This window comes from Variovorax sp. (assembly GCF_965279555.1).
GTDB lineage: Bacteria > Pseudomonadota > Gammaproteobacteria > Burkholderiales > Burkholderiaceae_C > Variovorax.
This window is the reverse complement of record NZ_OZ257247.1, coordinates 2,006,489-2,025,106: the sequence shown is the minus strand read 5'-3', so window position 1 is coordinate 2,025,106 and position 18,618 is coordinate 2,006,489. Positions and strand designations below refer to the sequence as shown.

Below are 18,618 nucleotides of genomic sequence, written 5' to 3'. Positions count from 1 at the left end.
CCCGCCGCGCGCTTGTCGCGCCCGGGCCTCACAGCAGATTCGCCCGCTTGGCCTGCTCGGTCAGCTCCGCGCGGAAGTCAGGATGCGCAATGGCGATCAACTCCCGCGCGCGCTGCTTGGCGGACTTGCCGCGCAACTGCGCCACGCCGTACTCGGTGACGACATAGTTGATGTCGTTCTTGCTGGTGCTCACGTGCGTGCCCGGCGACAGCGACGGCACGATGCGCGAAATGGTGTCGCCCTTGGCAGTCGACGGCAGCACGATGAAGGCCTTGCCGCCGCGCGAGCGATTGGCCGCCCGCACGAAGTCCGATTGCCCGCCGGTGCCCGAGTAAGGCGCATACCCCAGGCTCTCTGAGCCGCACTGCCCCAGCAGGTCGATCTGCATCGTCGCGTTGATGGCCACCAGGTTGTCGTTGAGCCCCGCCAGCGCGGGGTCGTTGGTGAAGTTCACCGGGTGCATCTCCAGCGACGGGTTTCGGTCCATATAGCGGTAGAGCCTGTTCGACCCCAGCGCGAAGGTCGCGACCGACTTGCCCGGCAGGTAGTTCTTGCGCCGGTTCGTCACCGCGCCGCTTTCCACCAGCGTGAGGATGCCGTCGCCGATCATCTCGGTGTGGATGCCCAGGTCATGCTTGCCGGTGAGCTGCATCACCACCGCGTCGGGAATGCCGCCATAGCCGATCTGCAGCGTCGAGCCGTCGTCGATCAGCTCCGCCACGTATCTGCCGATGGACTCCTGCACGGGGCCGATCTTGGGCAGCCCGACTTCCATCACCGGCGCATCGTTCTCCACCAGCGCCGCGACCTGCGACACATGCACATGGCATGCGCCGTAGGCAAAGGGCACGTTCGGGTTCACCTCCAGCACCACCGCGCGCGCCTTGGCGACGGCGGCCATGGTGTAGTCGGCGCCCAGGCTCAGCGCGAAGTAGCCGTGCGCGTCCATCGGCGATGCCATGGTGAACACCACCTCGGCCGGAACCTGCCCGCGCTCGATCAGCGCCGGGATCTCCGAAAAATAGTTGGGGATGAAGTCGATCCAACCCGCCTGCCCGCCCGCGCGCGTGGCACCGCCGAAGAACAGCGCGACATGGCGCACATGCCCGACGGTCTCCGGGTCGATGTAGGCGTATTTGCGCATCGCCAGGATCTGCGCCACCTTCACGTCGCGGAAATCGCGGCGCTGCTCCGACAGGGCCGTGAGCAGCGTGGGCGGCTCGCCGACGCCGGTCGGCACGATGATCATGTCGCCGTCGCGCACCTGCTGGCGTACGGCGTCGGCGGCGGAAACGAGCTTGCGCTGGTAGAGGTCCTGGATCGTCATGAAGCTTTGTGTGTTGTCTCTGTTCGTTGTGTTTGCCGTCGGGTCCGTTGCCGGTCAACGGGGTGCGTCGCGCTTGGTGTCATAGCCGCCGCGGCGCGCCGCCTGGTTGCAGCGGGCGCGGAACACCAGAGCCTGCTGCGCCTCCGCGACGTTGGCCGCATCGCCCTTCCACGCATCGAGCGCAGGCTGCTGCACCGCGCGCGAGAACGAAAAGGTCAGAGCCCAGGGCAGGCGCGACTTGTGCCGGGTGTTCATCGCATTCAGCCGCGCCGAAGCCAGCTGTGCGGACTGGCCGCCCGACAGGAAAGCGACGCCCGGCACCGCGGCGGGCACGGCACGCAGCAGGCAGGCCACCGTGGCGTCGGCCACCGCGTCGACCGGGTCCTGCGTGGCGGCCTTCTGGCCGGGCAGCACCATGTTCGGCTTGAGCAGCATGCCTTCGAGCAGCACGCCCTGTGCAAGCAACTGGGCGAAGGTGCGGTGCAGCACTTCTTCGGTCACCTCGGCGCAACGCGCGAGGGAATGGCCGCCGTCCATCAGCACCTCGGGCTCGACGATGGGCACGAGCCCCGCCTCCTGGCACAGCGCGGCATAGCGCGCGAGCGCATGGGCGTTGACGTCGATGCAGGCCGGCGTGGGCAGGCCCGCGCCCGGACCTTCCGCAATGGCGATCACGCCGCGCCATTTCGCGAAGCGCGCGCCCATGCCGGCGTATTCGGCGAGGCGCTCGCGCAGGCCGTCCAGGCCTTCGGTGACGGTTTCCCCTGGGTGCCCCGCCAGCGGCTTGGCGCCCATGTCGACCTTGATGCCGGGCACGATGCCCACGTCGGACAGCGCCTGGGCAAAGGGCTTGCCCGCGTTGGTCCGCTGGCGGATCGTCTCGTCGAACAAGATGGCGCCGCTGATGCTGTCGCCCAGGCCCGGCGCGGTGGCTATCAGCTCGCGCCAGTCGCGCCGCGCCGCCTCGGTCTGCGCAATGCCCAGCGCGGCGAAGCGCTTGTTGCAGGTGGCGTTGCTCTCGTCCATGGCGAGCAGGCCCTTGTCGCCGGCGACGAGCGCGCTGGCGGTATCGATCAATGTCTGTGCGGTCATGAGTGGTGACACCTCTCTGGCGGCCATCCTACGCCCTCCCCGGCCACTCGTTAACACCGCCAACCTGATCGCTGGCCGACTTGGCATTGCAGCCAATGCGGCGCTCCGGGTCTTTGCCAAGGCGACGCGAACGGGCATTAACCTTCGCGCGTCGGGACGGAAAGGAACTCAGGATGAACAGCAGGTCACAAGAATGTCATGCACGCCGCGCCAACGCGGCCACCTTGCTGGCCGGCATCGCGCTTGCCGCCGCCGTGTTCGCAACGCCCTGCGCGTTCGCGGAACTGGGCGGCGCCCCCACCATGGGGCCGTCCCAGCGGGTCGCCAACGCATCGCGCAAGGCCGCGGCCCCCGCGGCCGCTGCGGCCGCCGACGCGGGCACGGCCAGCACGGCGAACAACTGGACCATGCGAGAGACCACGCTGCCTGACGGGCTGGTCGAGCGCGAATACCTGAACTCGGACGGCGTCGTCTTCGCGGTGGCGTGGCGCGGCTCTCACCGGCCTGAACTCTCGGTGCTGCTGGGCACGCAGTACGCCACGCAGATGTCCCGCAAGGCACGCGAGTTGCGCCAGCAGGGCCGGGGCTCCCACGGCTCCACCTCGCAGGTGGACGACACGTTCGCGGTGCATGCCTCGGCACACCAGCGCTCGTCGACGGGCATCGCCTGGCTGCCACGGCTGCTGCCGCCCGGGCTCGATCCGGACACGTTGTCCGTCCCGCAAGACTCCTGACCAACCCACCCTCCCGCAAGCAGCCACCATGCCCATGGAACCACGACAAGCAGGCAGCCCACGCGCTGCCGCCGGCGCCCGGACCCTGATTCTCAGAGCGGCGGCCATCGCGGCATGCGCCGCAAGCCTGCTGGGACTCGCTGCCTGCGGCGGTGGCGGGGGTGGCGGAGGCGGCGGCGCACTGCCGATCGCGCTGCTGCCGACCACCACCAGCACCCCGGCGCCGACACCCGCACCCACGACCACCTCGCAGAACTCCATGTCCCTTACCGTGTCGCGCGGAACGGACACGAGCGGCGTCAATCTTCCGCAGGTCAGCGTGAAAATCTGCGCACCGGGAACCGGCACCTGCCAGACGATCGACAACGTCCTGGTCGACACCGGCTCCACCGGCATCCGCATCGCCGCCTCCGCGCTCAATTCGTCGATGCTGGCGGCGCTGCCGCAGGAGTCGGTGAGCGGCGCGCCGCTGAACGCCTGCGAGCAATTCCTCGACGGCTATACATGGGGAACCATGCGCACGGCCGACGTCACGCTGGGGCCGAAGTCGGCGGCGGCGCAACCGCTGCAGGTCACGGGCGACACCGCGGCGGGCGCCGTGCCGAGCGCATGCTCCGACAACGGCACGCTGCAGGCGGAAAACACCCCGGCCGAGCTGGGAACGAACGGCATCATCGGCGTGGCCGCGTTCCTGCAGGACTGCGGCAGCGCATGCGCGCAGAAGGCGGTCGCGGCCACCTACTACACCTGCCAGGCAGGAGCGCAGTGCCAGAACACGGCGGTGCCGCTCGCCCAGCAGGCCCAGAACATCGTCGCCAGCTTCGCGCAGGACAACAACGGCGTGGTGCTCGGGCTGCCCGCGATTTCCTCGGCGGGCCAGGGCGTGACCGTCGGCACGCTCTACTTCGGCGTTGCCACGCAGGCCAACAACGCCATGACCGGCGCGACGGTGCTGCAGACGAACCCGCGCACGCTGCGCGTCTCGGCCACCTACAAGAACAGCAGCTTCCCCGACAGCTTCCTGGACAGCGGATCGAACTTCTTCTTCCTGAACGATTCGACGATCGCCCAGTGCGCCAAGGGCAGCACCTATCAGGGCTTCTATTGCCCGCCGAGTTCGCTGGACCTGAGCGCCAGTTTCACGGCGGCCACCGGGCCCGCGCTGAGCCAGAGTTTTGCCATCGCGAACGCGCAGTCGCTGTTCACGAGCAATCCGGGCGCGGTGGCGGTCAACAACGTGGCCGCCGCGAGCATCGGCAGCGCCATCGACTTCGGCCTTCCGTTCTTCTACGGCAGGCTCGTCGCGGTGCTCAACGAGGGGCAGTCCGCGCTGGGCCAGCAGGGGCCGTTCACCGCATTGGCGTCGCCTTGAATCCAGGCGGCTAGATCACGTTCTTCTCGAGCAGCGGCCTGTTCTCGAGGATGCGCGCGAAAGACACCGCGTCCAGGTCGAGGCTGCGGTAGCCGCCGAAGCGGATCAGCTCCGCCACGCCCCGCCCCGCCGCCGGGCACTGCTGCAGGCCGTGGCCGGAGAAGCCGTTCGCAAAGTACAGGTTGTCGCAATCCGGGTGCAGGCCGAGGATGGCGTTGTGGTCGAACACGTTCATCTCGTAGTAGCCGGCCCATGCCCCAGTCATGCGGATAGCCTCGAAGGCCGGCACGCGTTCGGCCAGCGCGGGCCAGATGAAGCTGTCGAAGGCCTCGTATTCCACGTCCAGCGGCTGGTCGTCGAGGTCTTGCGCCTCGGGCGGCGCGAAGCCGCAGATGAACTGCCGGCCTTCGGGCCGCAGCCATATGCCGGATGTGTCGATGACCAGCGGGCAGCCCGGCAGCGCGTCGGGGCACGAGAAGCTGAACACGCTGCGGCGGCGGCCGCGCACCGGCAACTCGATGCCGGCCCAGCCCGCAACCGTTGCGGCCCACGCGCCCGCGGCGTTGACGACCACGTCGGCATCCAGCGTCTCGCCGTTGCCGAGCTGCACGCCGGTCAGCCGCCGGCCGTCGCGGCGCAGCCCCGTCGCGTGCGCCTGCACATAACGCACGCCTTGCGATACCGCCTTCCGTCGAAAGGCCTGCAGCAGGCTGTAGCCGTCATACCAGCCTTCGCCCGACAGCCCGAGCGAGGCGAGTGCGACGCCCTCTGTCGATAGCCACGGAAAACGCGTCTTCAGCTCGCCGGGCGTCAGCAGCGCCACGTCGACCGCGTGCGCCTTCTGCATCGCATGGTTCTCGCGCAGCACGTCCACGCCAGCCGGCGAGGCCAGGTACAGGTAGCCGGGCTCGACGAGGCCGATGTCGGGCACCTCGTCGCCCACCCGCAGGGTCTGGCCGATCGAGCGCATGAAGTCGATGCCATAGAGCGACATCTCGATGTTGATCGCGGTGGAAAACTGCTGGCGAATGGAGCTGGCCGACAGCGCCGACGACGCCTGCCGGTACGAGAAATCGCGCTCGACCACCGTAACCTCGAAGGGTTCCTCCTTCGGGTCGAGGGTCAGGAAGTACGCGATGGCCGAGCCGATCGCCCCGCCGCCGATGATCACCACACGACGCATGAAATGCCTTTCTTGCCGCCCGTGCGACCGCACGCATGCCCTTCAGAATAGCGCCGATGAGAAAAGACATTCCCAACCTCGGCGCGCTGCAGGCCTTCGAGGCCTCGGCGCGGCTGGGGAGCTTCACCCGCGCGGCCGCCGAACTCGCGCTGACGCAAAGCGCCGTCGGGCGGCAGGTGGCCATGCTCGAGCAGCGGCTGGGCGTGCCGCTGTTCTCGCGCGTGCGGCGGCGGCTCACGCTGACCGACGTGGGCCGCGAATACGCCGCGCGCATCCGCCGCCACCTCGACCAGATCCGCCGCGACACGCTGGAAATCAGCGCCGGCCACGAGATGGGCTTTGTGCTGGAACTGGCCGTGGTGCCCACCTTCGCCACGCAGTGGCTCATTCCGCGCCTGCCGGAGTTCAGCGAGCTGCATCCGAACATCACCGTCAACCTGTCGGCACGCTCGCAGCCTTTTTCCTTCCAGGAGAACGCCTACGACGCGGCCATCTATTTCGGCGACCAGTTCTGGCCGAACACGCGCGGCGGGCTGATCTTTGCCGAAGGCGAGATGGTGCCCATCTGCAGCCCTGCCTTCCGCGACGCCAACGGGCCGTGGGACGAGGCCGGCTTCGAGCGCTGCCGCCACGTGCACCTGAGCACGCGCGCCCACGCCTGGCGCGACTGGTATGCGCAGCAAGGCTGGGAATACACGGTGCATGCATCGCGCGGGCCGCGCTACGAGCTGTTCACCATGGTGGTGGCGGCCACGGCCGCCGGCATGGGCGTCGGCCTTGCGCCGCGCATCCTGGTCGAGCATGAACTGAAGACCGGCGAACTCGTGATCCCGGTCGACCGGCACCTAGACGTGCGCCAGGGCTACTACTTCGCCTACCCCGAAGGCCGGCCGGCCTCCGGGGCGCTGGAGCACTTCAAGCGGTGGGTGCTCGGGTTGACGCCGGCCTAGACGGCGTTCGGGTTGCGTTCGAGAAAGCCCTGCTGCTGCAGGCCGAGCAGATGCCAGATGAAGGCATTCCAAAGTGCCACTCTGGCGTGGTCGAATACGGCATGCAGCTCGGTCAAAGGTGAACAGACACATGGACGCATCGCAACTTCTTCAGCAGCCCCCGGCACAAGCGCCTCGCGCCGCCCCCAGGCGCTTCGGCCTCGTGGCCAACCGCCTGCACCGGCAGGAAGGCGTCGGAGTGCTGGGTCGCTGGGCCGAGGCCTGCGAGGCAGGCATCCGCACCCTGAACCTGAGCCTTCTTGCCGTGGGCGGCACGCACGACGCCCTGTTGCGCGACGGCCTGCTCGCAGGCCATGCACCGCTCGTGCGCTTGCCGCACGGTGCCGACGGGGGCCTGATGCGGCTCGTGTCGAGAATCTCCGGCGGCCTGGTGCCGGCCGATGAAATCGACGGTGTGATCTATTTCATCGATCCGGTCGATCCTTCTTCCCTCTACCCCGAGGCCCAGGCGCTGAAGCGCCAATGCGTGATTCACGGCAAGCCTTTTCTTGCAACGGCGGCCGGCGCAAGGGAATGGATCGCGATCGAGCTGGCACTGGCCGGCCACGCCACCGGCAACGCATTCGCGCCCTGCGGGGAGCAGACCGTCGCGCTCATTGCGCACGATGCACTGAAGCAGCGGATGGTGGCGTTTGCCGCGCTTCATTTCGATCTTCTTTCCAGCTTCCGCAACCGCGTGGCGACCGGCACGACAGGTGGCCTGCTGAACGAGCTGGCGTGGTCGCGCGGATGGCCGGCGGATGTGCCGTGGGTCAGCCGCTACCAGAGCGGTCCCCTGGGCGGTGATGCGCAGATCGCCGAACTGGTGCTGGACCGCCGCTGCCACAAGGTCATCTTCTTCGAGGATCCGCATGTGGCCCGGCAGCATGAAGCGGACATCCAACTGCTCGAACGCGCCGTCTGCAGCGCGACCGAGGAAACCACCTGCTTCAACTCGCCGGCAATGGCCGAGCGATGGGCGCAGGCGATGCGCGTGGCGTTGCCGGCTCAGTAACATCGACCGATGCAGATTTCCCTCGAAAGCCCCGCCCAGCCAGACGTCATCCAGCTCATCGACGACCTCGACGCGTACCAGAAGCCGCTCTATCCGCCGGAGAGCCACCACGGCATCGACATCGCGGCGCTATCCGCACCCAACGTGCTGTTCGCCGTCGCGCGCGACGGCGAAGGCAAGGCCGTCGGCTGCGGCGCCATCGTCGTCGGCCCGGAATTCGGTGAACTCAAGCGCATGTTCGTGCGGCCCGAAAACCGGGGGCAAGGCATTGCGGCCAGGGTGCTGAATTTTCTGGAGAGCGAAGCGGCGGCGAAGGGCTGCACGACCTTCATGCTGGAAACCGGACCGAGCCAGCCCGAAGCCATCGCGCTCTATGCACGTTCGGGTTATCAGCCACGAGGCCCGTTCGGCAGCTACGGCCCGGATCCGTTCAGCGTCTTCATGCAGAAGGCGCGGGCCTAGCTTTTTCGGCCTTGGGCGGCTTAGGCGCGTTCTTTTTCTCTCTGCTCTTCCCGCCGATCGCACCCGAGCCCGCCGCCCGCAGGATGCGCCGGAACTTCGGGCATTCCATGTGGCTCGGCGCGGAGCACACGGCGGCATGCCGCAGGCCGTCGCGCATCACGCTGAGGTTGCGGATCGTCCTGTCGAGTTCGTCGGCCTTGGCCGTGAGCATCAGCCGGTCGATCTGCGGACGCCCGTCGGCGCCGAACATGCGCGCGATCTCGTCCAGCGAGAAGCCCGCCGTGCGCCCCAGCGCAATGAGCGCCAGCCGCTCGAGCACGCCCGCGTCGAACAGGCGGCGCAGGCCGCGCCGGCCGATGGGGACGATCAGCCCCTTTTCGTCGTAGTAGCGCAATGTGGAGGCCGGCACGCCGGAGCGTTGCGCCACTTCGGTGATGTCCATTTCCTTCATGCTCTTGACCTCAAGTCGACTTGAATTTCAATAATGCAGTTTCCGCCTCTCGAAGGCAAGCAAGGAAACCATCATGGAAGTCATCACGCAGCACGACGGCGACGAGCAGGCCAGGCTATGGAACGGACACGCCGGGCGCGCCTGGGTCGAGACACAGGCCACGCTCGACCGCATGTTCGAGCCGCTCGCGGACCTGCTCGTCGAAGCGGCGTCGCACCGGCCCGCGGGCCGGGTGCTCGACATCGGCTGCGGCACCGGTGCCACCACTCTCGCCGTCGCGCGGCTGAAGGGCGCACAGGAAAGCCTGTGCGTCGGCATCGACATCTCGGCGCCGATGATCGAGGCGGCGCGAAGCCGGGCCGAGAAGGAAGGCTCGCGAGCCCGCTTCATCTGCGCCAATGCGCAGACGCACGCCTTCGGAGCCGCCAGCTTCGACCTGCTGATCTCGCGCTTCGGCGTGATGTTCTTCGACGATCCGGTGAGGGCTTTCATCAACCTGCGGCATGCCGCGACGGATGGCGCCGGGCTCCGGTTCATCGCCTGGCGCGGTGCGGCGGAAAACCCGTTCATGACGACCGCCGAGCGCGCGGCGGCACCGCTGCTGCCGAACCTGCCGCCCCGCAAGCCGGGTGCGCCGGGGCAATTCGCCTTTGCGGACCGGGAGCGCATCGAACGCATCCTGCGAGAAAGCGGCTGGCAAGGCATCGACATCCGCCCGATCGACGTGGCTTGCTCGCTGCCCGAGAAAGGCCTGCTGCACTACCTGAGCCAGCTCGGCCCTGTGGGCAAGCAGTTGCAGGAGGAGGACGAGCAGACGCGCACCCGCGTCATCACGGCCGTCCGCTCGGCTTTCGAGCCGTATGTGCGTGGCGATGAAGTCCGCTTCACCGCGGCCTGCTGGATGGTCGCGGCGCATGCGCCGTTGCGGGGCGGGAATACGGAATGACGCGATCGAACTCGCGCTGCGCGCCGGGCTGATCCGCATGCCCTCGCTCGACTAAGCGCTGGTGGGCCGCTGGCTCGCCCCCGACAACCTGCGCCGCAGCCACGCATTCATCGGCTCCGAATAAAAACGCGCAATGGCCCACGCAACCGCCACCGACGCCGCAACGAAGAACACCATCGCCGGAAGCTTCCACTCGGAAGGCATCTCCCCGCGCGCCACGACGCCGCGCATCAGCCCCAGCACGACGATGTGGAACAGGTACAGCTCGTAGCTGTGCCGCCCCAGCCACCGCAGGCCCGCGAGCGCCCTGTTGCGCAGCGCCCAGGCCGGCACCTTCTCGTTGTGCGCGCCGACCAGAAGCACTGCGGTTCCGGCGGCGATGGCGGTGAAGCCGAAGACTTCGTTGCCGTGGATTCCGCGCAGGTAAGTCACGGCCACGAGGCAGGCCGCTGCAAGCTGGAACTGGCGGCCGGCCCATCCGCCAAGGCTGAACCGCTGTGCGATCAGCGCCGCGCAGCAACCGAAGGCCACCGCGTCGAAGCATGCGAGATAGCCGTACATGAAGTAGATCTCGTCGCCCGCGTGGAAGCTGCGGTAGACCGGCCCCGCGACGATCGCCACCAGCCACACGGCCACGATGGCCCACTGGCGCTTCAGCCCGAAGCACAGCAGCGGGAACGCGAGGTAGAACACCTCCTCCACCGAGAGCGACCAGTAGATGTTCATCGCGTAGTTGAAGTACCACGCGTGCTGCATCAGCAGGTTGTGCCAGAAGGTCAGCACCGACAGCACCGCCACCGGATAGCCGACCTGCGGCCACCCCGGCTTGGCGATGTTCATGAACGCCGGCTGCCCGAGCAGGCCGAGCCCGACGATGACCGCCAGCGCCACCACCAGGCACGGCACGATGCGCGCGAAGCGAAAGGCGTAGAAGCCGCGCACGTCCACGTCGCCCAGGCTGCCGTAGCGCTTCAGCGTGGTCGAGGTGATGAGGTAGCCCGACACCGCGAAGAACATGGTGACGCCGTAGTTGCCGTTGACCGCCAGGGACTTGATGAAAACGGCCGGCAGCACGGCAGCCAGCGGGCTGTCCACCAGCGAGTACGACAGGTGGAAGTGCAGCAGCAGCGCCAGCGAGATGGCGATGCCGCGCAGGACGTCGATCCTGAAATTTCGCGGTTGGACGGGCGGACTGGAAAGCAACGACATCGGGAAAACACCTAGGAGCAGCACTCCGACGAGCTTAAACGCGCGCCATCCGAGGGAAATAAGCCTCGAAATCACCTTGGCCAAACCCCTTCGTCGCTGGCCTGGTATTTGCATCCACGGTCAGAAATGACAGAAAATTTTCTTGTTTGACTTATATTTGTAAACTGGTTTTCAAAAAAAGCACACTTTCGGGCGCTCCGCACCTTTCATGAACAGCACCGTCGACACCCAAGGCACCACCGTGGCACAGCGCATCGCGCAAGCGCTGCCACGGCTGACGCGCTCGCATCGCCAAGTGGCCGACTACGTGCTCGAGCACCCGCTGCAGGTCGCGACGCTGCCCATCGACGAACTGGCCGCCGCGGTCGGCGTGTCGGTCGCCACGGCCAACCGTTTCGCGCGCGCGCTGGACTTCGACGGCTACGCCACCTTCCGCGCGGAGCTGGTGCGCGGCTTCGAGCCGCTGGTGGCGCCGGTGGAGCGCATGCGCGGCAACCTGGAGCGCCCGACCACGGTGGCCGAGGTGTTCGCCACCGCGCTCGACGAGAGCCGCCGCAACATCGAAGCCACGCGCCAGACGCTGGACTACGCCGCCTGCGAAGCCGCGGTCGAGCGCATCGGCAAGGCGCGCTCGATCTACATCGCCGGCTTCGGCGCTAGCGCCTGGCTCGCCGGCCTGCTGCAGCACGGACTGGACGGCAGCTGCAGCGACGTGCGCCTGCTCTCCGGCGTGAGCGGCGTGACGCATTCCGCGCGCACGCTGATGCATGCCGGGCCGCAGGACCTGTTCATCGGCATCACCTTCCCGCGCTACCTGACCGATACCGTGGCGCTGGCGCAGATTGCGCGCAGCCAGGGCTGTGCCCTGCTCGCGCTGACCGACCGCCCCAGTTCGCCGCTCGCGCCGCTGGCCGACGTGGTGCTGTACTGCCAGACCGAAACCAGCTACCGCCCGAACTGCGAGACCAGCGTGCTCGCGCTGGTCGAGGCACTGACCAGCGCCGTGGCCCTGCGCGCGCCCGATCCGGTTCAGTCCGCGGGCCGCATCCTGCAGGCCGTGCGCCCGTGGCTGCACGGCGCCAACGGACTCCTGCGCATGAACGGCGCGAACGGCGCGAACCCCACCACCGCACCCGATGCCGCCGCCCCGAACGGCGCCGGCCCCAAAAAGAAGAAAGCTCCCCGATGACCCAGACCCATGTGCCCGTGATCGCCATCCACGGTGGCGCCGGCACCATCAGCGCCGCAACGACCAGCGCCGAACAGGCGCAGGCCTACCACGACGCTCTGAATCGCATCGTGGCCGCCGCGCAGTCGGCGCTGCTCAAGGGCGCCTCCGCGCTCGATGCCGCCTGCCTGGCCGTCGAGTTGCTCGAAGACTGCCCGCTGTTCAACGCCGGCCACGGCGCCGTGTTCACGCACGACGAAACCCATGAACTCGACGCCGCCGTGATGGACGGCGCCACGCTCGCCGCCGGCGCGATTGCAGGTGTGTGCCACATCCGCCGCCCGGTGCGTGCCGCGCGCGCCGTGCTCGAAGACGGCGCCCATGTGCTGCTGGCAGGCGCGGGCGCCGAAGCCTTCGCGCGCGAACACGGGCTGGAGATGGTCGACCCCTCGTTCTTCTCTACCGAAGCGCGCCGCGAGCAGCTTTATCGCGTGCGCGGCACCGGCCGGGTGGTGACCGACCATGAAGGCGCGTCCATGACGGCCGCGCCCGCCGCCCCGCTGGACGAAGACAGGAAGTTCGGCACCGTCGGCGCCGTGGCGCTCGACATGCACGGCCACCTCGCCGCCGCCACTTCTACCGGCGGCATGACCAACAAGCGCGTCGGCCGCGTGGGCGATTCGCCGCTCATCGGCGCCGGCACCTATGCCGACGACCGCACAGCCGCCGTGTCCTGCACCGGCAGCGGCGAGATGTTCATCCGCGTCGCCGCCGCCTACGACGTGTGCGCGCGCATGGCCTACGCCGGCGCCACGCTCGAGGCCGCCACGCACGCCGTGGTGCAGCAGTCGCTGCCCGCCATCGGCGGTACGGGCGGCCTGATTGCGGTCGACCGCCACGGCAACCTGAGCCTGGCCTTCAACACCGAAGGCATGTACCGCGGCCACGCGCGCGGCAACGAAGAGCCCCAGACAGCCATCTTCGCAGCATGAAGCAAACCCCCAGTCTTCGCGCACTTCGTGTCGCTGCGCCAACCCCCTTGCAGGGGGCGACACCTGTGGCCCGGCAAAGCCGGTTCCACGGTGTCCCGCGAAAAAAAGCGACCCACGGTCAATAAGCCGAACGCCAACGCAATCTTCACTCGCCTCCCATGTCCACCCCTGCCCTCGCCCTGCCGGACGGCCGCGTCCTCGCCGTCGACGACCTCACCGTGCGCTTCTCGACTTCCGAGCGCACGGTCGATGCCGTCAAGAAACTGTCCTTCCACGTCGACCACGGCGAAACGCTCGCGGTGGTGGGCGAATCGGGTTCGGGCAAGTCGGTCACCTCGCTCGCGCTGATGCGGCTGGTGGAGCACGGCGGCGGGCGCATCCTCAACGGAAGCATGATGTTCCGCCGCCGCAACGGCGAGGTGCTCGACCTGGCGCAGGCACGCGACAGCGCGATGCGCGGCATCCGCGGTGCCGACATCGCGATGATCTTCCAGGAGCCGATGACGTCGCTGAACCCGGTGTTCACCGCCGGCGACCAGATCGCCGAGGCCATCCGCATCCACCAGGGCAAGAGCGACTCGGCCGCGCGCGCCGAAGCGCTGCGCATGCTGGAGCTGGTGCGCATTCCGGAAGCGCGCAACGTGCTCGACCGCTTCCCGCACCAGCTGTCGGGCGGCATGCGACAGCGCGTGATGATCGCGATGGCGCTGTCGTGCAAGCCGCAGCTGCTGATTGCCGACGAGCCCACCACGGCCCTCGACGTGACCATCCAGGCGCAGATCCTCCAGCTCATCCGCGAGCTGCAGAAAGAGATGCGCATGGGCGTGCTCTTCATCACGCACGACATGGGCGTGGTGGCCGAAATTGCCGATCGCGTGCTGGTGATGTACCGCGGCGACAAGGTCGAAGCCGGCAGCTCCGACACCGTGTTCGCGGCGCCGCAGCACCCCTACACCCGCGCGCTGCTGTCCGCCGTGCCCAAGCTGGGCGCCATGCAGGGCACCGACCTGCCGGCCAAGTTCGAACTGCTGCGCACCGAAAGCCCGGCCGACGCGGCCCCGCCCGAACCCGCCACGCCGCAGGACACCGTGCGCGCCGACGCCGGCCCGATTCTTCGCGTGCGCGACCTCGTGACGCGCTTCGACGTGCGCAGCGGCCTCTTCGGCCGAGTGAAGCGCCGCGTGCACGCGGTGGAGAAGATCAGCTTCGACCTGTACCCCGGCGAAACGCTGGCACTGGTCGGCGAATCGGGCTGCGGCAAGTCGACCACCGGCCGCTCGCTGCTGCGCCTGGTCGAGAGTCAGAGCGGCGCCATCGAATTCGGCGGCCAGAACATCCGCGAGCTGCCCACGCGCGAGCTGCAGGCGCTGCGCCGCAACATCCAGTTCATATTCCAGGACCCCTTCGCCTCGCTCGACCCGCGCGTGACGGTGGGCTTCTCGATCATGGAGCCGCTGCTGATCCACGGCATCGCCAAGGGCGCCGAGGCGCAGCAGCGCGTCGACTGGCTGCTGCAGAAGGTCGGCCTGCCGCCCGAGGTTGCGCAGCGCTATCCGCACGAGTTCTCGGGCGGCCAGCGCCAGCGCATTGCCATTGCACGTGCCCTGGCGTTGAACCCCAAGGTGGTGGTGGCCGACGAATCGGTGTCCGCGCTGGACGTGTCGATCCAGGCGCAGATCGTGAACCTGATGCTCGACCTGCAGCGCGAGTTGGGCGTGGCCTTCCTGTTCATCTCGCACGACATGGCGGTGGTGGAGCGCATCAGCCACCGCGTGGCCGTGATGTACCTGGGCCAGATTGTCGAAATCGGCCCGCGCCGCGCGGTGTTCGAAGCGCCGCAGCACGCCTACACCCGCAAGCTGATGGCGGCCGTGCCGGTGGCCGACCCGTCGCGCCGCCACAAGCCGCGCGCGCTGCTCGAAGGCGAGATTCCAAGCCCGATCCGCGCGGTGGGCGACGAGCCCGACGTGCCGCCGCTGGTGCAGGTCGCGCCCGGCCACTTCGTGGCACGCCACGCCATCGGCGGGGCATTTTGAAGTTTGACGCCATCGGCGGGGCATTTTGAAGTTCGATGCCATCGGCGGCGCCTTCTGATTCCGGATCACAGAATTTTTTCAACCCGCAGGCCCCCTCCTGCTTTTTTCCTCGAACCGACTGGAGTTCTTCCATGAAGCAATCTTCTTCCTCCCTGCGCTGGGCATCCGCGCTGCTGGGCCTGGCCGCGCTGGCCGCCTCGGGCACCGCACTGGCCGCGAAAGACGTGGTTCTGTCGATCGGCTACCAGCCGGAAACGCTGGACCCGTACAACACCAACACCACCATCACCACGGCAGTGACCAAGACCTTCTATGAAGGCCTGTTCCAGTTCGACAAGGACCTGAAGGTGCAGAACGTGCTCGCCGAGAGCTACGACGTGTCGAAGGACGGCCTGGTCTACACCATCAAGCTGCGCACCGGCGTGAAGTTCCACGACGGCACCGACTTCAACGCCGAAGCCGTGAAGTTCGTACTCGACCGCGTGCTCAACCAGGACAACAAGCTGCTGCGCTACAACCAGTTCAACCGCGTGAGCAAGGTCGAAGCGGTGAACCCGGGCACGGTGCGCATCACGCTGAAGGAGCCCTTCGGCCCCTTCATCAACTCGCTGGCCCACGCATCGGCCGCCATGATCTCGCCCACCGCGCTGAAGAAGTGGGGCAACAAGGACATCGCCTTCCACCCCGTGGGCACCGGCCCCTTCGAGTTCGTCGAGTGGAAGCAGACCGAAGCCGTCAAGGCCAAGAAGTTCGACGGCTACTGGAAGAAGGGCTACCCGAAGGTCGACACGGTGCAATGGAAGCCGGTGCTCGAGAACAACACGCGCGCAGCGATGCTGCAGACCGGCGAAGCCGACTTCGCGTACCCCATTCCCTATGAGCAGGCCGACCTGCTGAAGAAGAGCGAGAAGCTCGAAGTGGTGGCCACGCCGTCGATCATCACGCGCTTCCTGGCATTCAACATGCTCGTGAAGCCCTATGACAATCCCAAGGTGCGCGAAGCCATCGGCTACGCCATCAACAAGGAAGCGCTGGCCAAGGTCGCGTTCGGCGGCTATGCCTTCCCCGCGCAGGGCGTGCTGCCGCAGGGCGTGAAGTACGCCGAGAAGATGGCCCCCATCCCCTATGACCTGAAGAAGGCCAAGGAACTGATGAAGGAAGCCGGCTACCCCGACGGCTTCGAGTCGGTGCTGTGGAGCGCCTACAACAACACGACCAGCCAGAAGACGATCCAGTTCGTGCAGCAGCAGCTCGCGCAGATCGGCATCAAGCTGCAGGTGCAGGCGCTCGAAGTGGGCCAGCGCACCGAGCAGGTGGACGCATGGCCGGATCCGAAGACGGCCAAGGTCCGCATGTACTACACCGGCTGGTCGTCGTCGACCGGTGAAGCCGACTGGGGCCTGCGCCCGCTGTTCGCCTCGGAAGCCTGGGCGCCCAAGCTGAACAACATGTCGTTCTACAAGAGCGAGGTGGTCGACAACGCGCTGGCCAAGGCGCTGGTGACTGTCGACGAAAAGGAACGCACCGCGCTCTACAAGACCGCGCAGGAAGAAATCCGCAAGGACCTGCCCCGCGTGCCGATGATCACGGAACAGAACCTGTCGGCGCACGCCAAGCGCCTCTCGGGCGTGTTCGTGATGCCCGACGGCAACATCAACATCGACGCCATCGCGGTGTCGAACTGATCGCCGGCTCTTCGTTTCCTGACTGAATGCCCGACGGGCGATGGCATGCCGCCGTCGCCCGCTCGCGGCAACCGCACCCCATGCTGAACTACTTTCTCAAACGACTGTTGGGCCTGATCCCGACACTGCTCATCGTGGCGGTGCTGGTGTTCCTGTTCGTCCACATGCTGCCCGGCGATCCGGCGCGCCTTGCCGCCGGCCAGGAAGCCGACGAGCAGACCGTGGCCATGGTCCGCGCGGAGCTGGGCCTCGACAAGCCGCTGCCGCAGCAGTTCGTGAACTTCTTCACCCACATGCTGCAAGGCGACTTCGGCACCTCGATCCGCACGCGGCGGCCGGTGTCGGTGGAAATCGGCGAGCGCTTCTTCCCGACGGTGATGCTGACCATCACCAGCATGGTGTGGGCGGTGATCTTCGGCATGGGCATCGGCATCGTCTCGGCGGTGTACCGCAACAAATGGCCTGACCGGCTGGGCATGACGCTCGCCGTGTCGGGCATCTCCTTTCCCGCATTTGCACTCGGCATGCTGCTGATGCAGATCTTCTCGGTCCAGCTCGGCTGGCTGCCCACGGTGGGCGCCAGCAGCTGGAAACACTACATCCTGCCCTCGATCACGCTGGGCGCGGCGGTGGCCGCCGTGATGGCGCGCTTCACGCGGGCCTCCTTCGTCGAGGTGATCCAGGAAGATTTCGTGCGCACCGCGCGCGCCAAGGGCGTGCGCGAAACCAGCGTGGTGTTCAAGCACACGCTGCGCAATGCGCTGATCCCGGTGGTCACCATGATGGGCCTGCAGTTCGGCTTCCTGCTGGGCGGCTCTATCCTGGTGGAGGCGGTGTTCAACTGGCCCGGCCTCGGCCGCCTGCTGGTCGACGCCGTGCAGATGCGCGACTACCCCGTGATCCAGACGCTGGTGCTGCTGTTCTCGCTCGAATTCATCCTGATCAACCTGGTGGTGGACGTGCTGTACGGCTACATCAACCCCACCATCCGATACAAGTGAGCAAGCAGCCATGACGCAACAAGCTTCCGGCGTGCCTGCCGAATCCATCGTTCCACTGTCTCCCGTTGCCGCGGTGCAAACCGCCGGCAAGGTCCGCACGCCCTGGGGCGAATGCTGGCGCCGCTTCAAGAAGCAGCCCGTGGGCATCATTGCCGCGGCCTTCGTGCTGCTGCTGGTGTTCGTCGCGGTGTTCGCGCCGTGGATCGTGCCTTTCGATCCGGAGAACTTCTTCGACTACGACATGCTGAACAGCGGCCCCTCGGCCACGCACTGGTTCGGCGTCGACCCGCTGGGCCGCGACATCTTCAGCCGCATCCTGATGGGCGCGCGCATCTCGCTGATGGCGGGCTTCCTGTCGGTGCTGGTGGGCGGCTTCGTCGGCACCGCATTCGGCCTGCTGGCGGGCTACTACGAAGGCTGGTGGGACCGCATCGTGATGCGCGTGTCGGACGTGCTGTTCGCATTCCCCGGCATCCTGCTGGCGCTGGGCGTGGTGGCCATCCTGGGCAGCAGCATGACCAACGTGGTGGTGGCGGTGTCGGTGTTCAGCGTGCCGGCCTTCGCGCGCCTGGTGCGCGGCAACACGCTGGTGCTCAAGCAGCAGACCTACATCGAGGCCGAGCGCAGCATCGGCGCGTCGGACTGGACCATCATCGTGCGGCACATCCTGCCGGGCACCATCTCGTCGATCGTGGTGTACTTTTCGATGCGCGTGGGCACCTCGATCATCACGGCGGCCAGCCTGTCGTTCCTGGGCATGGGTGCGCAGCCGCCGACGCCCGAGTGGGGCGCGATGCTCAGCGAGGCCCGCGCCGACATGGTGACCTCGCCGCACGTGGCGCTGTTCCCCAGCCTGGCCATCTTCTTCACCGTGCTCGCCTTCAACCTGCTGGGCGACGCACTGCGCGACGCGCTCGATCCCAAGATCGACCGCCAGTAGTCCTTCTCTCGCCTCG

General features: G+C 67.5%; 17 protein-coding genes. 12 read left to right on the top strand and 5 right to left on the bottom strand.

The window, feature by feature from the left end:
- Window positions 1–28 precede the first annotated feature (28 nt).
- Window positions 29–1,327, bottom strand: a complete 1,299-nt coding sequence (locus ACQY8B_RS09805) for an acetyl-CoA hydrolase/transferase family protein (protein ID WP_422086520.1) — start codon at window positions 1,325–1,327, stop codon at window positions 29–31.
- A gap of 54 nt (window positions 1,328–1,381) precedes the next feature.
- Window positions 1,382–2,419 carry a class I fructose-bisphosphate aldolase gene (locus ACQY8B_RS09800; protein ID WP_422086519.1) on the bottom strand — a complete coding sequence of 346 codons (1,038 nt, stop codon included), beginning with the start codon at window positions 2,417–2,419 and terminating at the stop codon, window positions 1,382–1,384.
- Window positions 2,420–2,592: 173 nt separating this feature from the next.
- Here ACQY8B_RS09800 and ACQY8B_RS09795 point away from each other — a divergent pair, with 173 nt between their 5' ends.
- Window positions 2,593–3,153 carry a DUF2844 domain-containing protein gene (locus tag ACQY8B_RS09795; protein WP_422086518.1) on the top strand — a complete coding sequence of 187 codons (561 nt, stop codon included), beginning with the start codon at window positions 2,593–2,595 and terminating at the stop codon, window positions 3,151–3,153.
- A gap of 34 nt (window positions 3,154–3,187) precedes the next feature.
- Complete coding sequence (locus tag ACQY8B_RS09790; protein WP_428745013.1) at window positions 3,188–4,525, top strand: DUF3443 family protein; 1,338 nt, start codon at window positions 3,188–3,190, stop codon at window positions 4,523–4,525.
- Window positions 4,526–4,535: 10 nt separating this feature from the next.
- Here ACQY8B_RS09790 and ACQY8B_RS09785 read toward each other — a convergent pair whose 3' ends face one another.
- A complete protein-coding gene (locus tag ACQY8B_RS09785) occupies window positions 4,536–5,708 on the bottom strand; it encodes an NAD(P)/FAD-dependent oxidoreductase (protein WP_422086516.1) in 1,173 nt (390 codons plus the stop codon).
- Between the two features lie 56 nt (window positions 5,709–5,764).
- Between ACQY8B_RS09785 and ACQY8B_RS09780 the strand changes: the two genes are divergently transcribed.
- The 3 genes from ACQY8B_RS09780 to ACQY8B_RS09770 all read left to right on the top strand — a co-directional run bounded on the left by ACQY8B_RS09780 (window position 5,765) and on the right by ACQY8B_RS09770 (window position 8,174).
- The gene (locus ACQY8B_RS09780) at window positions 5,765–6,658 is read left to right on the top strand and encodes a LysR substrate-binding domain-containing protein (RefSeq protein ID WP_422086515.1); all 894 of its coding nucleotides are present in this window, start codon (window positions 5,765–5,767) and stop codon (window positions 6,656–6,658) included.
- A 130-nt stretch (window positions 6,659–6,788) separates the two neighbouring features.
- Window positions 6,789–7,712, top strand: coding sequence for a methylglyoxal synthase (locus ACQY8B_RS09775; protein ID WP_422086514.1), 924 nt, complete (start codon window positions 6,789–6,791; stop codon window positions 7,710–7,712).
- A gap of 9 nt (window positions 7,713–7,721) precedes the next feature.
- A complete protein-coding gene (locus ACQY8B_RS09770; protein WP_422086513.1) occupies window positions 7,722–8,174 on the top strand; it encodes a GNAT family N-acetyltransferase in 453 nt (150 codons plus the stop codon).
- Here ACQY8B_RS09770 and ACQY8B_RS09765 read toward each other — a convergent pair.
- Complete coding sequence (locus ACQY8B_RS09765; protein ID WP_422086512.1) at window positions 8,152–8,625, bottom strand: helix-turn-helix domain-containing protein; 474 nt, start codon at window positions 8,623–8,625, stop codon at window positions 8,152–8,154. The genes ACQY8B_RS09770 and ACQY8B_RS09765 overlap by 23 nt on opposite strands.
- Before the next feature lie 73 nt (window positions 8,626–8,698).
- Between ACQY8B_RS09765 and ACQY8B_RS09760 the strand changes: the two genes are divergently transcribed.
- Window positions 8,699–9,571: a class I SAM-dependent methyltransferase gene (locus ACQY8B_RS09760; protein WP_422086511.1), complete on the top strand. Its 873-nt coding sequence runs from the start codon at window positions 8,699–8,701 to the stop codon at window positions 9,569–9,571.
- 51 nt (window positions 9,572–9,622) lie between these two features.
- On the opposite strand, the gene ACQY8B_RS09755 is transcribed toward ACQY8B_RS09760, so the two are convergent.
- Complete coding sequence (locus tag ACQY8B_RS09755; protein ID WP_422086510.1) at window positions 9,623–10,780, bottom strand: acyltransferase family protein; 1,158 nt, start codon at window positions 10,778–10,780, stop codon at window positions 9,623–9,625.
- A gap of 208 nt (window positions 10,781–10,988) precedes the next feature.
- Between ACQY8B_RS09755 and ACQY8B_RS09750 the strand changes: the two genes are divergently transcribed.
- The 6 genes from ACQY8B_RS09750 to gsiD all read left to right on the top strand — a co-directional run bounded on the left by ACQY8B_RS09750 (window position 10,989) and on the right by gsiD (window position 18,602).
- Complete coding sequence (locus ACQY8B_RS09750) at window positions 10,989–11,969, top strand: MurR/RpiR family transcriptional regulator (RefSeq protein ID WP_422086509.1); 981 nt, start codon at window positions 10,989–10,991, stop codon at window positions 11,967–11,969.
- Window positions 11,966–12,940: an isoaspartyl peptidase/L-asparaginase family protein gene (locus ACQY8B_RS09745; protein ID WP_422086508.1), complete on the top strand. Its 975-nt coding sequence runs from the start codon at window positions 11,966–11,968 to the stop codon at window positions 12,938–12,940. The genes ACQY8B_RS09750 and ACQY8B_RS09745 overlap by 4 nt, the downstream gene beginning before the upstream one ends.
- A 158-nt stretch (window positions 12,941–13,098) precedes the next feature.
- Window positions 13,099–14,976 carry a dipeptide ABC transporter ATP-binding protein gene (locus ACQY8B_RS09740; protein WP_106934348.1) on the top strand — a complete coding sequence of 626 codons (1,878 nt, stop codon included), beginning with the start codon at window positions 13,099–13,101 and terminating at the stop codon, window positions 14,974–14,976.
- A 131-nt stretch (window positions 14,977–15,107) separates the two neighbouring features.
- A complete protein-coding gene (gsiB, locus tag ACQY8B_RS09735; protein ID WP_422086507.1) occupies window positions 15,108–16,661 on the top strand; it encodes a glutathione ABC transporter substrate-binding protein GsiB in 1,554 nt (517 codons plus the stop codon).
- 80 nt (window positions 16,662–16,741) lie between these two features.
- Complete coding sequence (gene gsiC, locus ACQY8B_RS09730; RefSeq protein WP_422086506.1) at window positions 16,742–17,662, top strand: glutathione ABC transporter permease GsiC; 921 nt, start codon at window positions 16,742–16,744, stop codon at window positions 17,660–17,662.
- Between the two features lie 10 nt (window positions 17,663–17,672).
- Window positions 17,673–18,602, top strand: a complete 930-nt coding sequence (gene gsiD, locus ACQY8B_RS09725; RefSeq protein ID WP_422086505.1) for a glutathione ABC transporter permease GsiD — start codon at window positions 17,673–17,675, stop codon at window positions 18,600–18,602.
- Window positions 18,603–18,618 lie beyond the last annotated feature (16 nt).